The sequence below is a fragment of the Vibrio ostreae genome, from assembly GCF_019226825.1.
Classification (GTDB): Bacteria; Pseudomonadota; Gammaproteobacteria; order Enterobacterales; family Vibrionaceae; genus Vibrio; species Vibrio ostreae.
In genome coordinates this window covers 53,813-79,948 of sequence record NZ_CP076642.1, presented here as the reverse complement: position 1 = coordinate 79,948, position 26,136 = coordinate 53,813, and the positions used below count along the sequence as shown (strand labels likewise).

Here is a 26,136-nt window from a genome sequence, read left to right as displayed (position 1 = left end):
ATTCGAATAAAAATTGATTTAGATCAATTCTTATTCGAATTAAATTTCCAGCTTTTGAAGCCGTTCTACACTTATCAAGGCGAGTAAAAAACGGCACATACAGGAGGGCGTTATGAGCTTAATTCCGCGTGACTCTTGGTCAGATATCTATCGTTTATTCGATAATACATTTCCATCAATTCGGCCACGATTTGATGCAGATACTTTCTCACCACGTGTCGATGTTATTGAGAAAGAAACAGCATTTGAAATTATTGCCGATTTACCCGGCGTGGCGAAACAGGACATCAACATCACCTGCCGGAATGGTATGTTGACGATCGAAGCGTCGACAACGAAAGACGAAGAAACCAAAGAGAATGATAAAGTCATCCATAAAGAACGCTATCACGGCAAAATGGTGCGTAGCTTTTCTTTGGGCGACAATCTGGACATGAAACAGATTTATGCCGAATTTGAAGAAGGTGTGTTAGTGGTTGTAGTACCGAAATTGGAGGGAAAACCAGAAGAAAGCCAACGCATCCATATCAGCTGAGACAGACTTATATTGCAAGCGGCGTGGTCACAGACGCCGCTTTTTTATTGTGGATAATTTGCCGATGATTTGACCGTCCGCTAACACCGCATGCAGCAGTATTGACCAAAATAGCAAAATGAAGAATCACCCTTTTGAGCTGCTATGAAACCTCTCATCGTATTGTTAATCACTCTGCTATTCAGTAGCGTAGCCTTATCCGGGCTTCGAGTGGGCACACCGCAGACCAATCTGACCACGGCCAGTTATCCGACGCAAAAACAAGCATCCCAAGCAGGAGACGAGCTGATCGAACAGTTAGAAACCATGTCACCGAGTGCTCTGCAGTATGTCTTACCTGCCGAAAGCGCACAAAATCGTCGCGATGGTATTGAAATCAGACAGTTACGCCGTAGTGTAAAACCGGTCTCAACACAAGCAGGTCAGATCGAGTTTCAAAGCATTGTCACGGTACATTACGCATACTCAACCGGACAATCTGCGCGCTGAACCTGTATACGGCCTGCCGCCGCTTCTTTTTTACTGAGTTGTGCGTTACTGGCTTTTGCGGGTTAATAGCGCAGCAATAACCAGCCCCAGACCAATACAAGCCAGCAACGTGCCAACAAACGCCAGCGCAGAATAGTGCAACAGAGTTAAACCGGCACCCAGCCCAATCAGAGTACATCCGCCGACTGCCCAGGCCGCGCTGTGTATTTTCCCTGGTTTCTCTTTCATAACATTTGTCCATGTTGATGAGCCTAAACGTTTTGTCTTAAACAAATCATCGCCTTGATTAATCATGGCACACTCAGCAACGATCCGGTGTCATTGGGTGGATTATTCCGGGTAATTCGAACTCAATTCGCATCAGCCTTATCCGGCCAAACTCGACACCAAGTTCACGCTGCTGTTCAGCGGCCGGCAGAGCCTGAGACGTGCTGCCCTCTCATTGCCGTGTTGCTTGCTGACACATCGGACGGATATCGCCCCTGTGCTTAATGACATTTACTGTAACAAAGTGATTTTAGCCGTACTGGCAAGTTGAGAATGCAGAAAATAACGGCTCAGCGAAACGAGATAAATTGGGAAGTTATCAGCATATTCGTCGCTGAGTTTCTCCCCCTTCTGCGACTTTGAAAAAAGGACATTTCCTACGAGGACACACACCTTAATGCGCCAATGGCCACTCGACCCCAGGCAACGCCTTGTTACAGTGTGCCTCCATATTGCTCCGGTGTGTGTCCATATTACTTCAGTGAATTATTTTGATAACTCTGCTTTCGCCTCAGCTAACTCTTGTCTGGCCTCTTTCAACTTTTTCTTACGTTTCTCTATTTTTTCCGGATTACCTGATTGTTTAGCCTCATCCAAATCCCGAAGACGCTGTGTGACTTCATGTTCCTTCTCGTGAACATCAGACAGACGCTCACGGCGCAGACTTTCGTCTGTACAATGTTCGCGAACTTCGCGCAAAGCCTTGTGCAAGCCATCGGCACGATGCGGGTTATTGTGCTTATGAGCCTGTTCAATCTGCTGCTTTATATCGTGTTCTTTTGCAGCACAACCGGTAAGCTGAGGCTTTGCCAGGGCCGAACAAACCGGAAGTAGCACCAACAGTCCTGTAACTAGAGTTCGTTTCTTCATACCATATCTCTTTGATAAAAATCAGAGGCATTCTGGCACAAGCAACAACCGATTAAGTTCGGACAACGTAAATTCCACATTAGAACTATGCCTTTATTTTTCTTTTGTCATCGGCAGTGGCAGGGACACACCGTCACTCATTGGCCAAAATCTGCTACCCGGTTCCGCAGCCACGCTGCGGCAAAGTCGCTCCATCCGGTCGCATGGAAAAATCGTGGGACAACTGACAGCCAGCCAAACGCGCAGGCTGATCTCAAAATGAGAGTGAAACGCCGCAGGTAACAACCAAGCGCCCGCGGTAACGTCACAAGTGACTGGTTGACCGCAACAAAGTGCTTTACCATGCCAGTTATCAGAATCGGTTTGTGAGCCATCAATGGGCAGTAAACATAACAGTAATCTCAGCATCCTTCTTAGACTCAGTACGTTTGTTTCCCCTTACAAATGGCGTGTCACGGCAGCACTGATCGCTTTAGTGACGACCGCCAGCCTGACGTTATCCATCGGTTACGGAGTGCGTATCCTGATCGATCAAGGGTTTGCTCAGCAATCGTTGCCACAACTGACCAGCGCGATTCAATTTATTGTTGCTCTCACGCTGTGTATTGCTGTCGGCACCTTCTTTCGCTTCTATCTGGTATCCTCAGTCGGTGAACGCGTCAGTGCCGATATCCGGTTGGCGGTGTTTAACCATGTGATATCGCTTCATCCGAGTTATTTTGAAACCCACAGCAGCGGCGATATTATGTCGCGCCTGACCACAGACACCACCTTGCTGCAAAGCATCATCGGTTCCTCCTTTTCCATGGCCATGCGCAGCGCCCTGATGTGTGTTGGGGCCATCATCATGCTGTTTGCCACGAATTTTAAGCTGACCTTAATCGTCCTCGCGTCAGTGCCTTTTGTATTAGTCCCTATTTTGGTTTATGGCCGGCGCGTGCGCGCATTATCACGCCAAAGCCAGGACTCGATGGCCGACGTCGGCAGTTATGCCGGTGAAGCGATAGAGCATATAAAGACCGTACAAAGTTTCGGCTCACAGCAATATGAAAAAGCCGCCTTTGCGGTTGAGGTGGAAAAAGCATTCGAAGTCGGCAGGCAACGGGTGCAGCAGCGTGCCATTTTAATCTCCGGAGTGATTGTGATTGTCTTCAGCGCGATTGCAGGCATGCTCTGGGTCGGCGGCAGTGACGTGATTCATGGCCAAATGTCTGCAGGCGATCTGGGCGCTTTTGTGTTTTACGCCATCATGGTCGCCTCATCGATGGCAACCATTTCAGAAGTACTGGGCGAGCTGCAAAGAGCCGCAGCAGCCACCGAACGCCTGATTGAGATCCTGCAAGTAAAAAGCGAAATCAGCGCGCCGGATGATCTTGTGCCGATTCACCCGACCATGCCCGCAGAGATAGTGTTTGATTCGGTCAATTTCAGCTACCCTTCCCGCCCTGGTCAGCATGCCATCAAACAGCTCAACCTGACCGCAGAACAAGGCAAGGTACTCGCGCTGGTTGGCCCGTCCGGCGCCGGTAAAACGACCTTGTTCGAACTATTGCAACGCTTCTACGATCCGCAGCAAGGCCAGATTCGGTTCGGAGGCGTGGACATTCGCCAGCTCGATCCCAACGATCTTCGCCGCCAGATGGCACTCGTACCGCAGCAACCTGCGCTATTCAGCCAGGATGTATTGCATAACATTCGTTACGGCACGCCCGAAGCAAGCGATGAGCAAGTGATTGCCGCCGCAAAAAAAGCCCATGCGCACGAGTTTATCGAGACGCTACCGCAGGGTTATCACAGCTTCTTGGGAGAACGCGGCGTCAGGCTATCCGGCGGGCAAAAGCAGCGCATTGCTATCGCACGCGCGATTCTTAAAGATCCGAAAATCCTGCTACTGGATGAGGCGACCAGCGCACTCGACAGCGAAAGTGAACACCATGTGCAGCAGGCACTGGAAGCATTAATGAAAGGCCGCACCACACTGATCATTGCGCATCGTTTGTCCACCATCCAGCATGCCGATAAGATAGCCGTCCTGGACGGCGGTACTTTGGTCGATATCGGTGATCACCAGTCATTAATGCAAAGTTGCGAACTTTATCAGCGCCTGGTCGCCCTGCAGTTTAAGCACCTGACCTAAGGCGATATCAGTCAGTTTTAATTGAATTACTTTTTCATGTTCATCAACGCCTTGGTTGGGTGAACATGATTAATGTGTAGACTGGACTAGATTAAAGGGGAGCTGCAGAAGGTCAAATAACCTTCTGCAGCTAATTTTGGGACGAAACCTGTTAGACCTGATGATCTAAAAGGGGTCTCTCAGATTAGGAGACTGTAAATAATTCTGTGTAGCTGTCGGGGTTACATATAATCACTCAGTCTGTCTTCAAACATAATCATAAAATCGTTCAGGGCCTGTCACCATTTTATGATGGGCATTGTCCACCTCTTGGAAGCTTCCTGGTGCGTTACGAAGATAACCTTCTGGGCCAATTTCTGTTGGGGACAGCTTACGTTTCTTGATGGCTTTTCTGATCACACTGTTCAACGACTCGATGGCGTTACTCGTGTAAATCGCCTCAGAAATCACGAAATGTTTCTATGAATTATTCGGTTTCACGTGGGAAATAAACGCCATAATAGTCAAAGTGCAGGTCACAACACACCTGCGCTTTGTGATTGAACCTAAAGTTTAATAGCTTTTCTAATCTTTGAATTTGTTCTTGAATCAGCAACATATTAACCTTAGCCCACAACATTATACGGCTCTGTCGGTTATACCCAAGTGACCTCAAGATGGGCTCCCGAAGGACGAGTTTTATTCGCTCCTATGCTGTGTTAATGATTTTCTACGTAGAATAACTATGTCTTCAAATCAGTGTCTTGCCTAAGAGCGAATAAATCCTCGCTGAACCAGCATCTTGAGGTTACTTGGGGATACAAACAAAAAGTGAGTTGAATATGCGCATATTGGTTATCGAGGATGACTCTGTACTAAGTGAAGCTATTACCTACCGAGTGAAGCGTTTAGGTCACGCTGTTGACCTAGCGACTTCAGGAATTCTAGCCGAAGTCATGCTTCAGCAACAGCCTTACGACTTAATACTACTTGATTTGAACCTACCTGATGCCAATGGCGCCAGTATTCTCGTCCACCTTCGTCAAAGGAAAATAAGTACTCCTGTATTGGTGGTGACAGCCCGCGATCAGGTGGAAGACCGAATCCAGTTACTCGACTTAGGGGCTGACGACTACATCACTAAACCTTTTGATTTTGGTGAGCTTGAAGCTCGAATCAGAGCGCTACTTAGACGTAGCCAAGGTCACGCACAAGACCTACTCGAGTTTGGCAACGTATGTTTCGATCACAAAAAGTGCTCAATTAGAATTGATGGTCAAGAGTTTGAATTGAAACAAAGAGAATTCCGCTTGCTTGAAATTTTTATGGGGCATCCTACACAAGTCTTGAGTAAAGAAGTATTAATGGATCACCTCTACGGTTTTGATGAAAACCCAAGCCCTAATGTCATAGAAATTTACGTCGCTCGCTTACGTAAATTGTTAAATTATAGCAATATCCAGATAAGAACCATCCGCGGCTTAGGTTACTTGTTAGAAAAGCAGTAGCTGGAAAAAACTAATGGCTAAACGCAATACCTCGATTCGCCGACAACTTTTTATCATGACCCTTCTTGTTCTTACGCTTATCAACGGAATAGCGATTTGGACCGCTACTCTCTATGCAAAGCAAGCTGCAAATGTCTCTTACGATCGACTCATACATGGCGCCGCACTCCAGATTATCGAAAACACCAACTTACTTGATAACCAAATTGTGGTCGATATTCCCGTTTCGGCATTCCAGACCCTAGCATTAGCACCTAATGACCGTGCCTATTATTCTGTCACAACATTAGATGGGCGATTGCTTACCGGATATAGCGATCTTCCTCAACCCGAGGAACTCCCTTACCCAGTCGCCGTACAAAACAGTTCACTGCTAACGCCTAAATATTACGATGCTCAATACAAAGGTCACGAAGTACGCTTTATCACTCTTTCCAAACAACTTATCGAATCAGACCACAGCGAAAATGTGTTAGTCACACTTGGGCAAACCACACTAGCTCGTACCCAATTGGCGAACGAAATGGAAAGTTTTGTTATTCAGTTCCTGATCGTGTTTTTCTGTGTGACGTTTTCGTTACTCATGTTCGGTATCTGGCAGGTTTTACGACCACTTAAGTCATTGAAGAGAGCTATTGCTTCAAGGCATTCAACCGAGCTTACTCCGCTGAACACGGATGTACCTATTGAAATTCGACCGCTACTCGAAACCATCAATTTCTTCATGTCTCAACTCGATACCACTTTAGAACGTTTAAAACGTTTTACATCTGAGGCTGCCCACCAACTGCGTACCCCACTCGCAGGACTTAATCTGCAGGCCCAGAATGCTTTGGTTGAAAGCAATCCACATATAAGAGAAAAGCAGCTTTTAGACATTATACAAAGTAGTGCACTCTTATCTGAAACCGTTCGTCACCTATTGAATGAAGCATCGGTAACCCATAGATTAAGAAGTGAAGTATTTCTGGATATTTCACTAGATAAAATAACTAAAGATGTTTGTCGCAGCCTCGTCGTCTGGGCTTTAGAGTCAGATGTTGAAATTGAATATTTAGGTGAATTAGAAGCTCAAATTTTAGGAGACGAGGTCGCTTTAACTCAAATGCTGCGCAATGTTCTGGAAAACGCTGTCAAATATAGCCCGCAGAACAGCTTGGTTAAAGTTACCTTAGGTCAGGAGGACGGAAGAATTTGTTTGAGTATTGCTGATCAGGGAATCGGAATATCAGATGAAGATAAACAGCATGTGTTCGAACGATTTTATCGCAGTGAACATAACCCAACGTCAGGAACGGGTATTGGATTAAGTATTGCTAAGGAAGTCGCTAATCATCACCATGCTCTGTTCTTACTTGAAGATAATGATCCTCAGGGGTTAATTATTAAGATTCTTTTTCCTGAGCAGGAGGAGCAACAATAATGACGATTTCTGCATTCAAGTTCATCCGCATTGATTTTTTATTATTAATTTCAGTGCTCTTTTCTACGTCACTATTCGGTGAAGAGAAACATACGTTACTTTCATCATCACTTCAGGAAGACGAAAGGTTCGTCGTATGGGGCGTAGCCAACTATGATGCGTTAGCGCCACTCTTGTTATCATTTCAACATCAATTTCCTAATGTCACCATTCAATATAACGAATACAACACTAACGAACTTTATTCCAAAGTATCTCACCTTCATCCAGGTAGCCTCGAAATTCCAGATTTAGTCATGAGTTCTGCGATGGAACTGCAGTTTAAACTGGTCAATGATGGCTACGCTCAGCCTTATGACTCACCACAAACTCTGGCACTTCCTGATTGGGCTAAATGGCATAACGAAGTGTTTGGATTTACTTTCGAGCCCATCGTTATGGTGATAAACACAGATATATTAGGCAGTGAAAAGTTACCCAGAAGCCGGGAACAGCTGCTTTCTTTGATTAGAGCCAAAGGACCACTCGTGGATAGAAAAATTGGTCTTAATGACGTTGAAAAGGTAGGACTCGGTTATTTAACTTGGTTCCATGATTCTCAGCAGTCACGAACTTACGGCCGACTGCTGGAAACGTTTGGTACACACCATGCCCAGCTTTACCCCAATAGCTCTAGTATCTTAAATGCACTTCTTAAAGGAGAGATTTTCATAGCGTATAATCTGGTAGGCTCATACGCTTTCGAATGGTCAGCGCAACATCCATGGATTGAAACCATAATGCCAACTGACTATACCTCCGTCATTATGCGAACTGCGTTTATCTATCGTTATGCTAGGAACTTAGAATTCGCCCAACAATTTTTAGATTATCTGATATCCGAAGAAGGCCAGAGCCAAATGGCTAAACATTCCAGCCTAATTCCACTGTCTGAAACGGCAGAAGGTAAGAACAGCAGAGCGATATTACAACGCAAACCACATGGTATATTTCGAGCAATTCCATTCGGTTTAGAAACCTTGGTACAAACAGATCAAGCAAAGAAACAACTGCTTTTAAAAGAGTGGAGCAACGCTATGAACAAAAGCGTGAAAAAGTAATTCTAGCGACCATCAAATTAGAACACTTACCCTGATCACAAAAGCGAAATGTTATACGCTTATTAGGCTCCATGAAAGGTTCATGAAAGGTTCGAACCTTATATTGCCTCTAAGGTTAAACGGAGATTTAGCCATTTAAAATACTATAAAAAATGAATACACCAATATCGAGGCACAAATGAAAAAGAACATCCTACTTGCAACGGCGTTAACCGCCGCACTCACCTCAACAATATCACTTGCATCTGATCGTATTTCTATTGGTACTGGTGGTACTGGTGGTCTATTTTACATCATCGGGGCTGGTGTTGCTGAGACATTGAATAAGAATTTAGATGATACAACGGCGCGTGCTGAAGTGACTGGCGCATCGGTTGAAAACAACCATCGAGTTGCTGCTGGTCAAATGACGCTTGGTTTGTCTTCTGCATCAACACTGTTCGAAGCGAAAAATGGTCAGGGACCCTTTGAAAAAACCGGAGCACTTGACGTCGCGGGTATTTCATACCTTTACCCTGCTGTTTTGCAAATCGCAACCATCGATGGCAAGGGTATTAACTCTTTTGAAGATCTCGTAGGTAAGCGTGTAAGCATGGGACCTCCAGGTAGTAATGCTGCTGTAATTGCTACTCGTCTACTTGAAGAATATGGTGTATACGGTGTTATTTTTCCTCGCTTCCTTTCATACACTGAAGGTGTTAAAGCGCTAGTTAACGGCCAGGTTGATGCTACAGTGGTACTTGCAGGTGCACCGACCTCTTCACTGATCGATTTAGACTCACAAGTTGATATGAAGCTTCTCTCTGCGGATGAAGACAAGCTCAACAAAATGATTAAAAAATACCCGTTTTATCAAGTCTCCAAATTGAAATCCGGGATATATCCAGATATCAAGCAACCGGTTACGGTAATCAACGATCCTGCGATTCTCTTTACCAGCGGAAAAGAAGATCAGACCAAAGTTTATAACATTACAAATGCTATATTTTCTCATCTTGATGAATTGGGACAGGTACACCCACAGGCGAAAAATATTCAACTTGAGACTGCGCCGAATACACCAATTGCTCTACACCCGGGTGCTCAAAAGTTCTTTGATCAAGCTAAAGCTAACTAGAGGTACTCAAGATGACGCAGACGACTTTTAAAAGTCTGCTTCTTCCATCTGAATATTTAGGTCGGAAGGAGCAGCTTGTAGTTTCCCTTTTGTTCAGCGTATTAGCCGTCAGTATCACAGGGCTAGTACTTTATGGAGCCTATTACGGCGGTATCACAGCTCTCCTTTTACGATCATCATTTTTCTCCCTCGTAGCTTGTGCCGCAATGATCTTCTATGCAGCTAAGCAACGTTCATCTCTCGTACGAGGGATCTTTTATATCCTGTCGTTAATAGCCCTAATACCAGGTCCGTACTTATGGAATAGCTATATCGATATCATCATGCGCGGCGCAATGTCTGTGCCGGACGATATATGGGTGTTTTTAGCATTAGTTCTGATAGTGTTTGTTTTCGTCAAAATGGCGGTGGGACGCACATTAGTCGTACTAATGACGGTGGCGTTCGCTTACGCTTATTTCGGTTATCTCATTCCCGGTCAATACGGACACGGTGGATACGATCTCAATCGCTTAACGTCAACCCTCTTGCTATCTACGGAAGGTGTTTATGGCGTACCTATGGGCGTTGCTGTTGAATACATTTTCCTATTCGGTTTGTTTGGGGCGATTCTGACCAAAATTGGTACTGGTGAAGTTTTCGTTGATATTGCTCGTGGTCTAACCGGTCGTGTCCAAGGTGGTCCAGGGCTTTCCGCAGCTCTCTCAAGTGCATTGTTGGGCTCACTAAACGGAAGTGCTGTAGCAAACGTTGTAACAACAGGTACGTTCACAATCCCATTAATGAAGCGTGTTGGCTATAGCCCTAAATTAGCGGGAGCAATTGAAGCCGCGGCTTCTTCTGCTGGTCAAATCATGCCACCTGTCATGGGTGCCGCTGCTTTCCTTATGGCAGAGATGATCGGTATAACTTATGCGGAAGTGGCACTGGCTGCATTAGTTCCGGCTTTGCTTTACATTCTTGCATTGATGGTTTCTGTTCGTTTAGAAGCAGGTCGTCTAGGTTTACAACCTGATACAGAAGCCGGATGGCAACTGCTTAAAGAAACGTTAAAATCAAAAAGCTATTTACTCCTACCACTAGTCGCGTTGGTTGGGCTCATGATCTCAGGCAAGTCTCCGACTCAAGCGGCAGTGATGGGTATTGTTGTAGGCTTAGTCATTAGCCCTTGGAGAGCATCGACTCGTATTAATTGGGTTGACTTGATTGAGTCATGCAAAGAGACATTAACCAACACATTACCAATCGTTGCTGCTGTTGCATCTGCTGGTATTGTCATTGGGGTTCTAAACCTGACCGGTATGGGGCTTATGGTTTCAGGTCTGATTATCGAAGTGGGTGACGGGAACCTTTGGGGCGTGCTTTTGTTAACGGCACTTGCGTCTTTCATTCTTGGTATGGGCTTACCAACTTCAGCGGCCTACCTGCTACTTGCAGTTCTGGTTGCGCCAGCGATGACAACACTGGGTATGGAAACACTTTCTGCTCATATGTTCATCTTTTACTTTGGATTAGTGTCTGCTATTACTCCACCAGTAGCACTGGCCGCTTACGCAGCAGCAACTATTTCAGGCGCAGAAGCCAATGAAACGGCTATTGAATCGATGCGGCTGGGCTTCGTCAAATTGCTGATCCCATTCTTATTCGTGACTATGCCAGGAATACTGCTAATTGGTGATTCTTTAAGTATTACCATTGCCATTATTGTTGCTACTTTGGCGACTGTATCATTAAGTATTGGATTCTCAGGCTGGCTTGGTTCACCGTTGTCCTGGGTTAAACGAATTGGCTTCATCGCAGCAGGGATTCTGATTGCATGGCCAGAGACTGCGACTAACTTCAGCACAGAAATCATTGCATTACGGCTATCAGGTCTGATTCTTCTGATCGCGCTTGGATTTATTACCAGCCCTATCTGTAAACGAAGCAAAACACAAATCGCTTAATCTTTTAAAAATGCACCTTCGGGTGCATTTGCTTTACAATAGGCATTATAACCTTACCTATTTTCACAGGCATCGGAAAAGTGAGTGCGGCCGCTATAAAGGCAAACGAATAATCCAAGGTAGGAGTGCATCGATATCAGGCTCAGCTTTCGCCAACTCCTTCATGCACTTAACCATACAGTCGTAGAGGTCATTAAACCACTACATACACCTTACGATCTAAAAGTCTTCTGTCAGATTAGGAAAAGTATGTTGATTCCTTGAGCGTTTGTTATACACTTCCTGCTTCAAAACTTAATAGTTCATCCATAGCATGAAACTCTAATTGCTTTGGGCTGCTTTTAACATTTAAGTACTCAGTTATTGATTCAAACAAGGCATCATGGTCAGCTAAATCAGAATCAGTGAAAACAAGGATTGAGATACCAAATTTTCTGAAATATGACTTTAACTTTCTCATTTCTTTTTCAAAATTTGCTAAAGCTTCTTCATTGATTTCTTTTTGCAATTTACCTTTGGTACCAGTTAGGGTACCGTGAGTTGACCATGGTGATAACTCAAAGCCAACCTTAGTCATGTTATAAGGGTTGATCACTGTAAAATCTAAACGATATTCGTGCTTCTTCTCTAACCCACCATAACGAAATTCAGGGATTAGGAGTGGAACGTTTTCAGGGTTATCGCTCGCTTTAACAAACTCGCAGTATCGTTTTGCAAACTCCATTTCATGTGTAGAACCAGAGTTACGCACTAATGTATTTTTGAAAAAGCTCAAGTATTGGTCTAAATCTGAAAAGGTTATTCTCTCGTCTTCACTTGGTACAACAAAACCAGTTTCTAGGATGTGCCCTATTGTCCAGTACGTTTTCTTAAAACGTCGAATTTCGCTCTTGTCATTTTCCCATTGACCATTGCTAAATCTAGGAGTTACCAATATTCCATATGACGCATTTTCCTGACCGATCCACATCACTGACTCTTCAACAGTAGGACGGACTTTTGAAAGCTCCTCATAATTTCTTAAGTACGTTCGTTCTAGAAACAGGTGTAACCACTCCCTAACTTCTTCATGGTCGCGATAATGGGAAAAGGCATCGAAATACTTATTTCCAGGTTTCGCGGAACAACCAAGTTCTTCAAGCGTGTTCAAAAAGCCTTTTAAATAGAGTGAACGAAACTGCTGTGGTGTATCAATCACCTCATTTTTAAGATCAATATACTCTGCATACTTACCACCAAAAGTCGCGTTCAAAGAATGCTCATTTCTATAACCAGTAAGCTCTAAAATTTTGGGAAGCAAAGATTTAATCTTTGCTGACAAATTGCTAATCTCTTTGTTTCTTCTAGTTTTTTTCGGATCTCTTTTTGCCATAACATTCTCTTTCTTTACTATATTTTCCGTACCTGACGAAGTGTATAACGCCCGGCTCACGCGCCGGGGTGGAGCCGCGAAGCGGTGGAAAACCGGTCGCTGTGCAGCCGATTGTTAAGAGTTTCCACTTTCATGAGCAATTATTATTTCGCTGTAGAATTTGTCCGCAGCGAAGGCCCATTCATTCACCATATTTAAAGCGTCGCCAATTGGAACGCTGTGCGTTTCATAGCTCGGAACCCAAGAACCTATCAGAATTATATTGGTGTACTCATCTGGCTTTTCTTCATCAGCAGCATAATCAATGTGCGTAATGCTTGTTTGACTCAATGCTCGGACCAACTTTTTAATTTGCTCGTCAGAGAAGCCGCGGCCAATTGATGCTGTTAGGCCAGGAGGCTTGAGGCCTGCGGGCCCGCCAAAGTATGAAGTGATTGGAATACCTTGAGACTTGAGCTCTTCATCTATAGCCTGCGCCCCTTCGATGTTTTGATTGAGCATAATACTATAGCCATCCCAAATTCCCCCCTTTTCCTTCGGCGCGCTTTCTAAAGTTTCATGAGGTCGGCTTTTGTCTCGCCCGTCTTTCGCAATCAAGTATTCGTGATAAAACAAGTCTTCTTGCATTTCTGGTCGGAACCTTGTCTGAAGAAGGAATAGACAAATTAGAAAAATCGGCACGTTGAGTACAGCAGCAATTACAAGCGTGCTCCTTAACCAGACTGGGGTTTCTATAGCTATCGCAGCTCCTAGAAAACTGCCATTTACGATAATCAAACCGACAAGCCACGCAGCCAGTAGCTGTATGGGCTTGGTGATTCGTTGAGGCTCAATCTTTTGACGCTGAGACATAATTGTTTCCGCTTAACGTCTAATTCAATGGTGCATAAACACCGCTATTACAAAACGCATGTAACTTAAAAACAATAGCGCCCGACGTTATATGTATCCATTGCAATTTTTTGTTATGTTACCTACCAGTAACTTTTAAAAAATCAAGAATATCAACCATTAATGAGACCTTTTTCCGAATAATTTCTTCAAGGGCATTATCATCTCCGGTTGGAGTATGGGTAATTGATGCTATTTTATCTTTAAGTAATGACTCATCAACTGAATGCCCAGGTCATTTGCATACTGGTTAATAAATTCAAAGAACCTATGTAAATCAAGATCATGATTCGAAGACCACGTATCCATATTTGCCCAACTTTCTAACTTCGCTTCTGATTCAGTTGATAAATTCATAATGCCTCACTTTGATTGGTAACATAACAGTGCTTTTTCAGCAGACATTGTCTTTATAATATTTTCAGAAAATACAGAAACCAAAGAAGCAACATACTGTTCTATAGGTCTTATACTTCCTTCCACTCACAAATTGCAGAACATGTCTGTATAAACACAAGTGCTCAATTAGTTTTATATTCTTCCATTAGGGAAAGTAGGTCAAGAATTGACTTAGGAAAGTGGTCAGGAAATTGATACCAAATGATTTTGGGGCAAAAGTGAGATAAGAATTCTTGGTTTTTTTTTGGGCGCTCGTTGAAGGGTGACTTTCGCTTCTGGGCCTAAATTGGGGCTTTTTGGGGCACTAAATGGGACTATATTTTCCATTTTACTGTTTATACACCCAGTATTATCCCAAACAAAAAGCGCCCCAACCGGAGCGCTTCAGATTCAATTTTGGGTTATTCCCAATCAAGGATAACTTTGCCGGAAGCTCCGCTACGCATGGTGTCGAAGCCTTGTTGGAAATCATCCACCTTGAAGTGGTGGGTGATGATTGGCGTCAGATCCAGGCCAGATTGAATCAGGCTCGCCATCTTGTACCAGGTTTCAAACATTTCACGACCGTAGATGCCTTTGATGACCAGGCCTTTAAAGATCACCTGGTTCCAGTCAATCGCCATGTCTGATGGCGGAATACCCAGCAGAGCAATACGGCCACCGTGATTCATGGTTTGCAGCATTGAGCTAAACGCACTTGGTACACCGGACATTTCCAGGCCAACGTCAAAACCTTCAGTCATGCCCAGTTCTGCCATCACGTCTTGCAGTTTTTGCTCAGCCACGTTCACTGCGCGGGTCACGCCCATTTTACGCGCCAGTTCCAGGCGGTATTCGTTCACATCAGTGATCACCACATGACGGGCACCAACGTGTTTTGCGACTGCGGCGGCCATGATACCGATCGGGCCGGCACCGGTGATAAGCACGTCTTCACCAACCAGGTCAAACGACAGCGCGGTATGCACTGCATTACCGAACGGATCAAAAATAGACGCCAGATCATCAGAAATGCCTTCCGGGATCTTAAATGCGTTAAACGCAGGGATCACCAGATATTCAGCAAACGCACCGGTACGGTTTACACCCACACCAATGGTGTTACGACATAAGTGAGTACGGCCGCCACGGCAGTTACGGCAGTGACCACAGGTAATATGACCTTCACCAGAAACACGGTCACCGATTTCGAAACCACGAACTTCCTGGCCAATCGCAACCACTTCACCCACGTATTCGTGGCCGACAACCATAGGAACAGGAATTGTCTTCTGTGACCATTCATCCCAGTTGTAGATGTGAACATCAGTACCACAGATCGCCGTTTTCTTAATGCGAATCAACAGATCGTTGTGGCCCATTTCTGGTTTGTCCACTTCGGTCATCCAGATGCCTTGTTCTGGCTTTAGCTTAGATAGCGCTTTGATTTTCATGTTCTTCACTCAATATACCCCGCGCTGTGCGAGGCAAAAATACGATGTTTTCGGCTCAAGGCCGTATCACTTCGGGCGGAGTTTTCTCCTCAGCCTGAATCAATACGGCTCCGCACCGGGGATCAGATAAGCCCCATCTCTTTACCGACTTCGATAAAGGCATCAATGGCTTTGTCGAGTTGCTCACGAGAGTGTGCCGCAGACATTTGAGTACGGATACGAGCCTGGCCTTTAGGGACCACAGGGAAAGAGAAGCCAATCACGTAAATACCTTTCGCCAGAGCGCGCTCGGCAAATTCCGCAGCAACCTTCGCATCACCCAGCATAATTGGAATGATGGCATGGTCTGCGCCTGCCATGGTAAAACCGGCCTCAGTCATACGAGCACGGAAGTGCGCCGCGTTGTCCCACAAGTGAGTACGCAGTTCACCGCTTTCCTGCAGCAGATCCAGCACACGCAGAGACGCAGAAACAATGGCCGGAGCCACAGAGTTAGAGAACAGGTAAGGGCGAGAACGCTGGCGCAGCCAGTCGATCACTTCTTTCTTACCAGACGTGTAACCGCCTGATGCACCACCCATCGCTTTACCCAGAGTACCTGTGATGATGTCAATACGATCAATCACGTTGTGGTATTCGTGGGTACCACGGCCGTTTTCGCCCATGAAACCAACCGCGTGCGAGTCATCAACCATCACCAGCGCATTGTATTTATCCGCCAGGTCACAAATCGCCGGCAGGTTAGCCACCACGCCGTCCATTGAGAACACACCGTCAGTCACGATCAGTTTGTTCCGTGCGCCTTTTTCATCGGCGGCGATCAGTTGCTCTTCCAGCTCCTGCATGTTGTTGTTGCTGTAGCGGAAACGCATCGCTTTACATAAACGCACACCATCGATAATCGAAGCATGGTTTAGTGCGTCAGAAATGATCGCGTCTTCTTTGTCCAACAGGGTTTCAAACAGACCGGTGTTGGCATCAAAACATGAGGTGTAAAGAATGGTGTCTTCTTTACCCAGGAACTCAGACAGTTTTTGTTCCAGCGCTTTGTGAGTATCTTGCGTACCACAAATAAAACGTACCGATGCCATACCAAAACCGTGCGAGTCCATGCCCTCTTTCGCGGCTTCAATCAACGCCGGGTGGTTAGCCAGGCCAAGGTAGTTATTAGCGCAAAAGTTGAGAACATCTTCACCAGAGGAGATATGAACCGACGCTTGCTGTTGCGAGGTGATAATGCGCTCAGATTTGTAAAGACCCTCAGCTTTGACTTCCTCAAGCTGGTTGCGAATCTGTTGATAAAAAGCAGAAGACATTGCATTTTCCTTCTTTGTTCTTAGGTTGACGTGCAGTCAGTAGGGCCAGAGAACCGATCCTGTTTAGGATCCATTTACACTGTAAACATTCACTACCAGTAAGTGTAATCCAAGCGCCAGAAAGGGATTATCCTGATTTGCGGAAAAACATTAGTGAATCATAGGAATAAATAGAGTTTATTATTTTAACATCGCACAAAAAACGCCCTTTCGGGCGCTTTGGTGTTGAATCTAAGCGGCTAATCAGCCAGGGAAGTGATGGAGCCGAACTTAGAAGAAACCCAGAGGGTTAACATCATAGCTCACCAACAGGTTTTTGGTGTTTTGGTAATGATCCAGCATCATCTTATGGGTTTCACGGCCAATACCTGATTTTTTGTAGCCACCGAATGCTGCGTGTGCCGGGTAAGCGTGGTAACAGTTGATCCACACGCGCCCTGCTTCAATATTGCGCCCCATACGGTAAGCCAGGTTGGTATCTCGGGTCCAGACACCGGCGCCGAGGCCGTATTCGGTATCATTGGCGATAGCCAGCGCTTCAGCTTCATCTTTAAAGGTGGTGATCGCGATAACCGGGCCAAAGATCTCTTCCTGGAAAACGCGCATTTTATTATGACCTGCCAGCATGGTCGGCTGAATATAGTAGCCTTGGCTGATATCGCCCTGTTGCAGCGCAGCAGCGCCTCCAAGCAGCACCTGAGCGCCTTCCTGACGGCCAATCTCCATATAGCTTAGAATCTTATCGAACTGTTCCTGTGAAGCCTGAGCGCCGACCTGGGTATCGGTATCCAGCGGGTTGCCCTGCTTGATGGTTTTCGCACGCTCCACCAGCTTGGTAATAAACTTATCATAAATGTCTTCATGCACCAGCACCCGCGAAGGACAAGTACACACTTCGCCCTGGTTGAAGAAGCCCAGTAAGGTACCCTCCAGACATTTTTCCAGATACGCATCTTCATGATCAAAGATGTCAGCAAAGTAGATGTTTGGTGATTTACCGCCCAGCTCAACGGTGGATGGAATCAGGTTGTCAGCGGCACATTTGAGGATATGGTTGCCCACTTCGGTCGAACCGGTAAAGGCCAGTTTGGCGATGCGGTTGCTGGTCGCCAGCGCCTGGCCTGCTTCAGAACCGTAGCCATTAACCACGTTCACCACACCTGCTGGCAGCAGATCGCCGATGGTTTCCATCAGCACCAGAATAGACGTTGGCGTCTGTTCGGCAGGTTTGAGCACCACACAACAACCGGCCGCAATCGCAGGAGCCAGTTTCCATGCTGCCATCAGCATCGGGAAGTTCCATGGGATAATCTGGCCTACCACACCGATAGGTTCCGGGAAATGGTAAGCGGCCGTTGTCGCATCAATTTCGGCCGCACTGCCTTCCTGGGCACGAATACAGCCGGCAAAGTAACGGAAATGGTCGACGACTAATGGCAGGTCAGCCGCCAGTGTTTCACGGATTGGCTTACCGTTTTCCCAGCTTTCCACATACGCCAGTTTTTCTAAGTTTGCTTCTACGCGGTCAGCAATTTTAAGCAGCAGATTGGAACGTTCAGTCACACTGGTTCTGGCCCATTCTGCACGCACTTCATGAGCCGCATCCAGCGCCAGGCTGATATCTTCCGGGCCGGAACGTGCCACTTTACAGAACGGCTGGCCGTTGACCGGCGATGTGTTATCAAAATATTGGCCGTTGACTGGTTTTACCCACTGGCCGCCAATGAAATTATCGTAATGACTTTTGAAGTTGAAAATCGCGTTGTCCGATCCGGGTTGTGCATAAATCATCGTTCGTTCCTTCTTACTTTCTCGTTCACGTATAAATGGAGTGTTTATGTTTCAACAGCGCCGTTTGAGCTGATTATTGTGGTTATCGATGTTGGGTTGATGATTGCGCAGCAGGTCGCGATAAAAGACAGCATTGCCATACCTTGCTGCACCGTTGCTTTACTACACAACGCAAATCACAGGCCAGAATGAGAAATCTTGTTGTTAAATAAATGTAAAACTATGATTACCAATATGATTACAAGAACAGTGTCATCCGGGAACCGAAGTTGGGTACTGCCACCCAGTGTTCCAGTGTGCCAAAATGACACACTGCCACTGTGACAACATGGAACAGTTATGCAAATTCAATCAGTTAATCAAGACTGGCTGACCACGTCCTGGCACAGAAGCCAGCAAGCAGGTCTGAACCAAAGAAGTCAGCCAGAGCACATTCGCCTGCCAAACTATCAGTTGAAGGAACGTCAGTGGCGCGCGACCTCTCTACTCGCTGCGGTAGAAAAATACGCGTTGCCCCTGTTTAACCAGATGTGCGCACACAGTGACAGTCGTCTGATTGTGACCGATCAGGAAGGCGTTATTCTTTCCAGCTGGGGACAATCCCGTTTCGAACAGCGTTTGACCGAGATAGCGCTTGAATCCGGTGCCTGCTGGCAGGAAAAATCAAAGGCACCAACGCCATTGGCACCGCGATTTTTGAAGCCAGGCCAGTCAACATTATCGGTGACCAGCATTACATACGGCAGCATCACTTTATCAGTTGCTCCGCCTGTCCGGTGTTTAACCACCAAGGCGAGTTGATCGGTGTGCTGGACATTACCAGTGAGCAAAAACAGCACGATTTATCCACTCAGGTTCTGGTGCAAAACATGGTACAGCTGATCGAAAATCATCTGCTGTGCGATATTCCGCAAGGTACGATGCGAATTGATCTGGCCTGTGATCGCTCACTACTCAACAGTGGCTGGCAAGGCATTGTGATTGCGGATGAGAGCGGAAAAGTGCTGGCCCATAACCACATCGCCGCTCAGCTGCTGGCGCAACACTCCGTGATTGGCCACTCGATTGAAGATTTGTTCGGCGCGCATTCTGCCGCTTTCGTGTATGAAAAGCATGAGCTAAAGTCACCACCGCACAAAGCGCGTCACTACTCTGCATCTTGCGACTTACATTTTGGCGATATGACGACCGAGCGAGCCTGGCAACAAGCCAACAAATTGATTGATAAAGACATTACGTTGTTGATTCTGGGCGAAACCGGCGTGGGTAAAGGTGAGTTCGTTAAGGCTCTGCATCAACGTAGCTCACGTAAAAACCAGACTCTGGTCAGTGTTAATTGCGGCGCGCTGCCTAAAGATTTGATTGAATCAGAGCTGTTCGGATATGTCGGGGGGCGTTTACCGGAGCGAACAGTAAAGGCTATCAGGGCAAAATCAGACAAGCCGATCAAGGCATCTTGTTTTTAGATGAAATCGCCGATATGCCGCTTGAAGCGCAATCAAGGTTACTGCACGTACTGCAGGATAAACGGGTGGTGCCGGTGGGATCCAATCAGAGTTATCAGGTTGATATTCAGATCATCGCCGCGACACACAAAGATCTGCAACAGGCCGTGGCTGAAGGTCGTTTTCGCCAGGATCTGTTCTATCGCCTTAATGGCTTGGTGTTGCCGCTACCTGCACTGCGCGAGCGCCAGGACAAAGCCGCATTAATTGAACATATTCATAACAAGTACCGGCTGGGTCAACAGACTTTGTGCCCTCATCTGATGAGCTTATTGTGCGGGTATGATTGGCCTGGCAATATTCGTGAACTCGATAACCTGATGAAGGTGGCTTGCCTGCTGGCGAGCGATGAGCCACAGCTCAGGCTTGAGCATGTACCAGGTCATATCAGTCAGTCTCTGACCGCCAAAAAACGACGCGAGCTGGCGACAGAAAGTGTTGATCTCAAAACCACGGTAGATGATACCCTGCTGCAAGCCTATCAGGCCAACCAGGGTAATATCAGCCGCACATCGAGAATGTTAGGGATAAGCCGCAACACCTTGTACCGAAAACTTAAAGCACTCGGCATACTCCAATAAGCCGATTGCTCTTGCCACTGATGTTCCTGCCAACTTCGGCTACGCAGTTGGCACGTTTTTTAACAGCATGAACGGTCTGCACGCCCCGTTTTCGCTGAATAATTCCGCAAAAAACGGCCAATCTAACAAATATCTATGACCTGAATTCACAAAATAAGCTAAAATAAATACTTTCCTATCAATAACATATGTAGCCAAACTTTCTTTTTACCCCTTCCTGTTAACATTTTTTTTTGGCACAGCGCACAGATTGACAGATAAAAAGCAATCACTGGACACTCATTACACATAAATCTGCAAGAATGAGACACTTTATCATGCTGTCACATCGTACTTTAAATCGAGCGTGACGACAGATTGTCATCGAATTCAATTCGTTGCCGGCTTGACCGCACAGCCAAAGAGCGCCTGGCAAATCCACATTGAATTTTAATTTAGTAACTGAAGAAAAATCGGACATGCTCAATACCAAACTGATAGGCCTGCTTCCTGACTTAGCGACTTTTATTTTAGTGGTCAACGAAGGCAGTTTTACTGCTGCAGCAAAAAAACTCGGAGTGACCCCCTCGGCGTTAAGTAAATTGATCACGCGTCTGGAGCAGGCGCTTTCAGTCAAACTGTTCGAACGTACTACTCGTAAGCTGGTGATCACCCAGGCGGGACAAAAGGTCTACGACCAATGCCTGGTGATGGTAAATGCGGCGCAACAGGCGGTGGAATTATCGGGATCAGACCATACGGAACCGTCAGGTTCATTGACCGTTGCCGCTCCTGAAGCGTTTTTAAACTCGGTGCTTCAGCCCTTTGTTATTCCATTTCTAAAGCAATATCCGCAGATCCAACTTAAGTTGCGCGCCGCCGATGGTGAGATAGATCTGTTTAAACATGACATTGATGTCGCATTTAAACTGACTGATAAACCGGATGAAAATCTGGTGTTGCGTGAGTTGTGTAAAACCAATCTGGTGCTGTGCGCCAGTCCGGAATATCTGGCTGAACGCGGTAATCCCGCCCATCCGACTGAACTTGCCCAGCATGACTGTTTGTATCTCGCCGAAACCAACAAAGACCACCTCTGGGATTTTCTCAAAGATGACGAGTTCCATACCGTTGCCGTGAGCGGGCGTTATGCCGTGAACCATTCGCAAATGCGCTTAAACGGGGTAAAAAACGGCCTGGGCATCGGTATTTTTCACGATTTTGTGGTGCAGGATGATTTGGCCAGCGGTAAAGTCGTGCAGTTACTCAAAGACTGGACGATCAAGAGTAACTACCATGGTGCAATTGCGATGCAATATGCGCAAACCAAATACATGCCGGCGCGGTTACGGGTGTTTATCGACTATGTGATGACACACCTGAGCGTGAAGTTAAATGACAAAGGCTGAATTAAGGACTGATTAACGGATGCTGAAGCGGTTACATCATGCAGCGATTATCTGCGCTGATTACCAGCGTTCTAAATACTTCTACAGTGAGATATTAGGGCTGGAGATAGTCGCAGAGAATTACCGTGCCGCGCGCGACTCATACAAACTTGATCTTGCTCTGCCGGATGGTGCACAAATTGAACTGTTTTCATTTCCGGATGCACCGCCACGCCCGAGTTATCCGGAAGCTCAGGGACTCCGCCATCTCGCTTTTGCCGTTGAGGATGTCAGGGAGGTAAAAACCATCCTGGAATCACAGGGGATCGAGGTAGAGCCAATCCGAATTGACGAGTACACCGGGCGCATGTTCACCTTTTTCCAGGATCCCGATGGATTGCCACTGGAAGTTTATCAAGCCTGATGGATCTCCAATCATGTCATGACCTGCAGGTAAAAAAGCCAGAATTTTGTCATTCTGGCTTTTTTGCATCCATTGTCTCGTCCTGAAATGTGTTTACACATTGAGGACGACACACATCAACTCAGCATATAACGCAGGCGTGCAACACGGCTGAACAGCAGCCAGTCGAGCAATAACACGCTGATAATACTCAGCCCGGCCAACGGAAAAGCGACGCCTATCAGAATGAGCGTCACCAGCCCTACTTTCCAGATCCCCGCTTGCTCAAAACGCGGCGGCACGCTCAATTTTCCTTTGCCTGCCGGACGACGAATCCACCACATAACGCCCCCCGTCACTGCAATCAGAATAAACGACAAACAAAACACCACATTTAGCCATTTGTTTAGCGGGCTCAGATCACCCTGGTGCAGCGATACGCCAGCTGCCATCGCCTTGGCAAACAGAGTGTAGTCCTGCCAGGTCACGCCCATCAACACCTCGCCACTGTACTGGTCGAAATGCATCGTTTGATCGTCACGCGGATCATGAATATCGCCGGCCATGGTATTGGCGGTGACAGTGTAAACGCCTGTCGCGCCGGTCGGGAAAAACACCCGATAATAACCAAATCCCATCTGCTTGGCCTTCGCCATGATGGTATCGATATTCAGCGCGCCATGCCCCATGGCATGCACTTCGCCCATGCCCATTTTGGAGTGATCATGCGCCTCTTCCGGTTGCCCGCCGGCCATAGAGGGCGCGCCGGCAGCCATCGGCTGCTCCTCCATTACCGGATGCGTCGACTCGGGCATCGGCGTCAGTTCCAGGTTCCACGGCAGTTCTTTTTCTGTACCGTGGTTAAGGCTGGCATGCGTCATCGGCTTGGATTGCGGTTTTTCACCGTAGGTGTAGTAAGTCGGAAATGAGTTCCAGGTCTGAACAAACGTCTTGCCCCAGAACCCGGTCCAGGACAGACCGGAAATCAGGAAAAACAACAGGACAATAGAAAGCACGCCACCCAGATTCGCGTGCATATCACGCATCACGATGCGTGAGCCGCTGCCGAAACGGATTTTGAGAAAGCCCGAACGACTGGCGTTATCACGTGGCCACCATAAATATAACCCGGTCACGAGCAGCAAAATTCCCAGGCTGGCAGCAATTTCCAGCAGATAGTCTCCGGCATCACCGATCAACAAAGTGGCATGAATGCCATTCGCCAGCTGGTACCAGCTTTGAGTGCGGTCGATACTGCCCAGCACTTCCCCGCTGTATGGATTGACGGTAATAAACCGATCGCTGCCATCAGCCATCCGCACGGAAAATTTATTGGCAACATCAACGGCCTGCGCCGGGATAAACTCCGTCACAATGCCATGAGGATAAGCACTTTGCACCGCGGCCAGTTGCTGCGAAACCGCCACCTGATGGTGTTGGGGTGTTACCTGCAGGATATCGCTGTAGCGAGCCTGCTCAATTTCACCGTCAAACATCATCACGATGCCAGTAACCGCCAGGATTAAAATAAACGGCACGACAAATAGACCGGCGTAAAAATGCCAGCGCCAGGTTAAAAAGTAGAGAGATTTTCCGCGCTCGACAGATTCGTGAGACGCGGCAGACATTCTCGACATGGAGTTTCCTTATACGATTCGGACGAACGGCTCCCTTCCGCTAAGACTGCGGGGAACCGCCTGAAATATGAATTATTTTGGGTTATTAAGATTTAACGTCGAGTCCTGGCAACGCCCGCCAGCCCACAATCATCGTTGATGCATCAAGAAGGCTCGGACGGCTTGCATCGGCAATATAACGCTCAGGACACATGACCGAATGGCGGGGCGCGGGGAATCGATAAGCCAAAGCGCTGCTTGCGCGCAGTGAATGCATAACGCTCTGCGGTGAATAGCGCTCTGCTTGCAACAGACTGAATGGTGGTCAGCCCGGCATAGTGAAAATTAGAGAAGTGCGCGCACGGGCAAGGTTTACCATGCTGCGAATGAACTTTGGTGTGTTTGGGGTGAGTATGACCTTCAGACGGATGCGCCGTCTCTACATCACCGCCGGCCAATACGCAAAATGTTTGCCAGATATTCTGCTGGCCGCTGTGCGCATTGAGCACCGGCATCAACGTCACCAGCAGCCAACTTAGGACACTGGTACAGATCATAATGCGGTGAAAACGGCAAAGGAGGTTCATAAAGGTTCTCAAACAAATTGCCGCTACTATACAGACTCAGCAAAGTACACCGACTCAGCAAAGTATACCGACTCAGCAGAGAATGTATATCTGATGGCAAAAATCAGCCCCGTAGTATCGGCGTAGTATCGGCGTAGTCTCGATCAACGTTCGTTTAACCGGCACTACGGAGCAGAATAAACCACAATAATGGGTAATGATCAGCCGAACAGGCGTTTCCAGATACTTGGATTACGGCCTTCGTGATACTCTTTTTCAGATTATCGACACCACGCAGTGACGTTTGCGCCGCTTCGAATTCACCATTTGCTAGTTCGTTCTCGATTTTATCCAGCGCGACACTCAGCTTATTAAAGCCTTCCAGGTAATAATCCTGTTTTTCCGGCGGATACTCACCCTGTTTGGCATGGGAGATCAGCTCGTTGAGTTGCGCGACCGGCGCTTTCATTTCCTCGATGCTCTGAGCCTCAGCGGCATGTTTAAATGCCACTTTCATCTGTTTCATCGTCTGCTTCAGATCGACCTCAGCAGCAAAAACCTGGCTGCTAAGTAACAATGCAGCACTCAGTATCATGCCTTTCTTCATTATATCTGCCACCCTTTGAGTTCAGTCGCCATAGTGTACTTGAATCTGATCATCCAATTTAAGCTGAAATTGTTTCAAATACTTACATTCGCCGCCCGGCTGACCAAAAACATTAAAGGTTCTGAAACGCTTCAACCGGATGACGTCCACGTAAAGCAAGAAATTGCACAAACTGCGCTGCGGTATGCGTGATGACTTTTTCCGACGCGATTCCTACCCGGTCCAAAAGCTCGCTGGCCAAGGCTAAGTTACCGACATCCTGGCAAAAATGCGCATCACTGCCCGTGGTAATCCAGGCTCCGCACGCTTTGGCAATTTGTGCAATTTCATAGCATCGGTCAACGCTACCTGCGCGGCTGTGCCCCTTCAGAGTACTGTTATTAATTTCAATCGCGACATTGTGCTGTGCGGCACAATCAATCACCGGCTGAAAATCAAAGTCAAAATGCGGATTACCAAGATGGCCCAGAGCATCAACACGGCCGCTGCGAATGACGTTCAGCAGCGCTTCGGTATGTTGTGCTTTCGTGCCTGGGCGAAATACCGGCTCGTGAAAACTGGCAATGACCCAATCTAGGTTCTGATCCACTGAAGGATGGATATCTATCTCTCCGGCGGTATTGAGTATATTGGATTCAACGCCACGAACCACCGCGACACCGTGCAGAAAACGCGGTAAAACGCGTTGATTGGAGAAGAACCAATAGTGCGGTGCTCCGGGCATCGACTCTGAATGGTCTGTGGTACAGAACATGGTCAGATCCTGCTTGGCCGCTGACTGGGCATTCTCAATCAATGTGCTGTAAGCATGCCCGCTGGCATACGTGTGGGTGTGGGTATCAACCGCTAATTTCATCGCTACTTCCCTCCGTTATTCAATCAGTTTAACAATATCCCCTGGTGGATACCAATCTCTGA

Annotated in this window: 20 protein-coding genes and 3 pseudogenes; 11 read left to right on the top strand and 12 right to left on the bottom strand. The window is 46.8% G+C overall.

The window, feature by feature from the left end:
* The first annotated feature begins 112 nt into the window (after positions 1-112).
* Both KNV97_RS00355 and KNV97_RS00350 read left to right on the top strand, forming a co-directional pair.
* A complete protein-coding gene (locus tag KNV97_RS00355; RefSeq protein WP_136486910.1) occupies positions 113-535 on the top strand; it encodes an Hsp20 family protein in 423 nt (140 codons plus the stop codon).
* A 144-nt stretch (positions 536-679) separates the two neighbouring features.
* A complete protein-coding gene (locus KNV97_RS00350; protein WP_218561824.1) occupies positions 680-1,024 on the top strand; it encodes a DUF3316 domain-containing protein in 345 nt (114 codons plus the stop codon).
* Between the two features lie 45 nt (positions 1,025-1,069).
* On the opposite strand, the gene KNV97_RS00345 is transcribed toward KNV97_RS00350, so the two are convergent.
* Together KNV97_RS00345 and KNV97_RS00340 are read right to left on the bottom strand one after the other, a co-directional pair.
* Positions 1,070-1,252, bottom strand: a complete 183-nt coding sequence (locus tag KNV97_RS00345) for a hypothetical protein (RefSeq protein WP_218561823.1) — start codon at positions 1,250-1,252, stop codon at positions 1,070-1,072.
* A 525-nt stretch (positions 1,253-1,777) separates the two neighbouring features.
* Positions 1,778-2,161: a DUF1090 domain-containing protein gene (locus tag KNV97_RS00340; protein ID WP_218561822.1), complete on the bottom strand. Its 384-nt coding sequence runs from the start codon at positions 2,159-2,161 to the stop codon at positions 1,778-1,780.
* A 376-nt stretch (positions 2,162-2,537) separates the two neighbouring features.
* On the opposite strand from KNV97_RS00340, the gene KNV97_RS00335 reads away from it, so the two are divergent.
* The gene (locus KNV97_RS00335; RefSeq protein WP_218561821.1) at positions 2,538-4,298 is read left to right on the top strand and encodes an ABC transporter ATP-binding protein/permease; all 1,761 of its coding nucleotides are present in this window, start codon (positions 2,538-2,540) and stop codon (positions 4,296-4,298) included.
* 278 nt (positions 4,299-4,576) lie between these two features.
* Here KNV97_RS00335 and KNV97_RS21820 read toward each other — a convergent pair.
* Positions 4,577-4,745, bottom strand: a pseudogene (locus KNV97_RS21820) (transposase); the annotation flags it as partial.
* Positions 4,746-5,119: 374 nt separating this feature from the next.
* Here KNV97_RS21820 and KNV97_RS00330 point away from each other — a divergent pair.
* From KNV97_RS00330 to KNV97_RS00310, 5 genes are all read left to right on the top strand, one after another.
* The gene (locus KNV97_RS00330) at positions 5,120-5,785 is read left to right on the top strand and encodes a response regulator transcription factor (protein ID WP_218561820.1); all 666 of its coding nucleotides are present in this window, start codon (positions 5,120-5,122) and stop codon (positions 5,783-5,785) included.
* Positions 5,786-5,798: 13 nt separating this feature from the next.
* Positions 5,799-7,208: a sensor histidine kinase gene (locus KNV97_RS00325; protein ID WP_218561819.1), complete on the top strand. Its 1,410-nt coding sequence runs from the start codon at positions 5,799-5,801 to the stop codon at positions 7,206-7,208.
* Entirely contained in the window at positions 7,208-8,308 is a 1,101-nt protein-coding gene (locus KNV97_RS00320) for an ABC transporter substrate-binding protein (protein WP_218561818.1), read from the top strand. Before KNV97_RS00325 ends, KNV97_RS00320 begins: the two co-directional genes overlap by 1 nt.
* A 178-nt stretch (positions 8,309-8,486) precedes the next feature.
* Entirely contained in the window at positions 8,487-9,425 is a 939-nt protein-coding gene (locus KNV97_RS00315) for a TAXI family TRAP transporter solute-binding subunit (RefSeq protein ID WP_218561817.1), read from the top strand.
* An 11-nt stretch (positions 9,426-9,436) separates the two neighbouring features.
* Positions 9,437-11,371 (top strand): TRAP transporter permease, encoded by a 1,935-nt coding sequence (locus KNV97_RS00310; protein WP_218561816.1) that lies wholly within the window; start codon positions 9,437-9,439, stop codon positions 11,369-11,371.
* A gap of 271 nt (positions 11,372-11,642) precedes the next feature.
* Here the strand turns inward: KNV97_RS00310 and KNV97_RS00305 are convergent, their stop codons facing one another.
* The 5 genes from KNV97_RS00305 to exaC all read right to left on the bottom strand — a co-directional run bounded on the left by KNV97_RS00305 (position 11,643) and on the right by exaC (position 18,573).
* Positions 11,643-12,743, bottom strand: coding sequence for a hypothetical protein (locus KNV97_RS00305; protein ID WP_218561815.1), 1,101 nt, complete (start codon positions 12,741-12,743; stop codon positions 11,643-11,645).
* A 114-nt stretch (positions 12,744-12,857) separates the two neighbouring features.
* Positions 12,858-13,595 carry a hypothetical protein gene (locus KNV97_RS00300; RefSeq protein ID WP_218561814.1) on the bottom strand — a complete coding sequence of 246 codons (738 nt, stop codon included), beginning with the start codon at positions 13,593-13,595 and terminating at the stop codon, positions 12,858-12,860.
* Positions 13,596-14,434: 839 nt separating this feature from the next.
* Positions 14,435-15,466 (bottom strand): L-threonine 3-dehydrogenase, encoded by a 1,032-nt coding sequence (gene tdh, locus KNV97_RS00295; RefSeq protein WP_136486928.1) that lies wholly within the window; start codon positions 15,464-15,466, stop codon positions 14,435-14,437.
* A 122-nt stretch (positions 15,467-15,588) separates the two neighbouring features.
* Positions 15,589-16,782 carry a glycine C-acetyltransferase gene (locus tag KNV97_RS00290; protein ID WP_218561795.1) on the bottom strand — a complete coding sequence of 398 codons (1,194 nt, stop codon included), beginning with the start codon at positions 16,780-16,782 and terminating at the stop codon, positions 15,589-15,591.
* A gap of 270 nt (positions 16,783-17,052) precedes the next feature.
* Positions 17,053-18,573 carry an acetaldehyde dehydrogenase ExaC gene (gene exaC, locus KNV97_RS00285; protein ID WP_136486932.1) on the bottom strand — a complete coding sequence of 507 codons (1,521 nt, stop codon included), beginning with the start codon at positions 18,571-18,573 and terminating at the stop codon, positions 17,053-17,055.
* A 339-nt stretch (positions 18,574-18,912) separates the two neighbouring features.
* Between exaC and KNV97_RS00280 the strand changes: the two are divergent.
* From KNV97_RS00280 to gloA2, 3 genes and pseudogenes are all read left to right on the top strand, one after another.
* Positions 18,913-20,659 (top strand): annotated as a pseudogene (locus KNV97_RS00280) (sigma-54-dependent Fis family transcriptional regulator).
* A gap of 458 nt (positions 20,660-21,117) precedes the next feature.
* Positions 21,118-22,047 carry a LysR family transcriptional regulator gene (locus KNV97_RS00275; RefSeq protein WP_136486936.1) on the top strand — a complete coding sequence of 310 codons (930 nt, stop codon included), beginning with the start codon at positions 21,118-21,120 and terminating at the stop codon, positions 22,045-22,047.
* A 19-nt stretch (positions 22,048-22,066) separates the two neighbouring features.
* A complete protein-coding gene (gene gloA2, locus KNV97_RS00270) occupies positions 22,067-22,450 on the top strand; it encodes an SMU1112c/YaeR family gloxylase I-like metalloprotein (protein ID WP_136486938.1) in 384 nt (127 codons plus the stop codon).
* Positions 22,451-22,566: 116 nt separating this feature from the next.
* On the opposite strand, the gene KNV97_RS00265 is transcribed toward gloA2, so the two are convergent.
* The 4 genes and pseudogenes from KNV97_RS00265 to KNV97_RS00250 all read right to left on the bottom strand — a co-directional run bounded on the left by KNV97_RS00265 (position 22,567) and on the right by KNV97_RS00250 (position 26,074).
* On the bottom strand, positions 22,567-24,066 hold the full coding sequence (locus KNV97_RS00265; RefSeq protein ID WP_218561813.1) for a PepSY-associated TM helix domain-containing protein: 1,500 nt from the start codon (positions 24,064-24,066) through the stop codon (positions 22,567-22,569).
* 182 nt (positions 24,067-24,248) lie between these two features.
* Complete coding sequence (locus tag KNV97_RS00260; protein ID WP_218561793.1) at positions 24,249-24,632, bottom strand: DUF2946 family protein; 384 nt, start codon at positions 24,630-24,632, stop codon at positions 24,249-24,251.
* 200 nt (positions 24,633-24,832) lie between these two features.
* Positions 24,833-25,218, bottom strand: a pseudogene (locus KNV97_RS00255) (cytochrome b562).
* Between the two features lie 112 nt (positions 25,219-25,330).
* A complete protein-coding gene (locus KNV97_RS00250) occupies positions 25,331-26,074 on the bottom strand; it encodes a phosphatase (protein WP_136486946.1) in 744 nt (247 codons plus the stop codon).
* Between the last annotated feature and the right edge of the window lie 62 nt (positions 26,075-26,136).

Excerpts from the sequence above, each read along its gene's own strand:
- exaC (WP_136486932.1), bottom strand. The coding sequence starts at position 18,573 with ATGATTTATGCACAACCCGGATCGGACAACGCGATTTTCAACTTCAAA.
- KNV97_RS00265 (WP_218561813.1), bottom strand. The coding sequence starts at position 24,066 with ATGTCGAGAATGTCTGCCGCGTCTCACGAATCTGTCGAGCGCGGAAAA.
- KNV97_RS00355 (WP_136486910.1), top strand. The coding sequence starts at position 113 with ATGAGCTTAATTCCGCGTGACTCTTGGTCAGATATCTATCGTTTATTC.
- KNV97_RS00300 (WP_218561814.1), bottom strand. The coding sequence starts at position 13,595 with ATGTCTCAGCGTCAAAAGATTGAGCCTCAACGAATCACCAAGCCCATA.
- gloA2 (WP_136486938.1), top strand. The coding sequence starts at position 22,067 with ATGCTGAAGCGGTTACATCATGCAGCGATTATCTGCGCTGATTACCAG.
- KNV97_RS00275 (WP_136486936.1), top strand. The coding sequence starts at position 21,118 with ATGCTCAATACCAAACTGATAGGCCTGCTTCCTGACTTAGCGACTTTT.
- KNV97_RS00315 (WP_218561817.1), top strand. The coding sequence starts at position 8,487 with ATGAAAAAGAACATCCTACTTGCAACGGCGTTAACCGCCGCACTCACC.
- KNV97_RS00305 (WP_218561815.1), bottom strand. The coding sequence starts at position 12,743 with ATGGCAAAAAGAGATCCGAAAAAAACTAGAAGAAACAAAGAGATTAGC.
- KNV97_RS00340 (WP_218561822.1), bottom strand. The coding sequence starts at position 2,161 with ATGAAGAAACGAACTCTAGTTACAGGACTGTTGGTGCTACTTCCGGTT.
- KNV97_RS00260 (WP_218561793.1), bottom strand. The coding sequence starts at position 24,632 with ATGAACCTCCTTTGCCGTTTTCACCGCATTATGATCTGTACCAGTGTC.
- KNV97_RS00250 (WP_136486946.1), bottom strand. The coding sequence starts at position 26,074 with ATGAAATTAGCGGTTGATACCCACACCCACACGTATGCCAGCGGGCAT.
- KNV97_RS00325 (WP_218561819.1), top strand. The coding sequence starts at position 5,799 with ATGGCTAAACGCAATACCTCGATTCGCCGACAACTTTTTATCATGACC.
- KNV97_RS00320 (WP_218561818.1), top strand. The coding sequence starts at position 7,208 with ATGACGATTTCTGCATTCAAGTTCATCCGCATTGATTTTTTATTATTA.
- KNV97_RS00330 (WP_218561820.1), top strand. The coding sequence starts at position 5,120 with ATGCGCATATTGGTTATCGAGGATGACTCTGTACTAAGTGAAGCTATT.
- KNV97_RS00335 (WP_218561821.1), top strand. The coding sequence starts at position 2,538 with ATGGGCAGTAAACATAACAGTAATCTCAGCATCCTTCTTAGACTCAGT.
- KNV97_RS00290 (WP_218561795.1), bottom strand. The coding sequence starts at position 16,782 with ATGTCTTCTGCTTTTTATCAACAGATTCGCAACCAGCTTGAGGAAGTC.
- tdh (WP_136486928.1), bottom strand. The coding sequence starts at position 15,466 with ATGAAAATCAAAGCGCTATCTAAGCTAAAGCCAGAACAAGGCATCTGG.
- KNV97_RS00310 (WP_218561816.1), top strand. The coding sequence starts at position 9,437 with ATGACGCAGACGACTTTTAAAAGTCTGCTTCTTCCATCTGAATATTTA.
- KNV97_RS00345 (WP_218561823.1), bottom strand. The coding sequence starts at position 1,252 with ATGAAAGAGAAACCAGGGAAAATACACAGCGCGGCCTGGGCAGTCGGC.
- KNV97_RS00350 (WP_218561824.1), top strand. The coding sequence starts at position 680 with ATGAAACCTCTCATCGTATTGTTAATCACTCTGCTATTCAGTAGCGTA.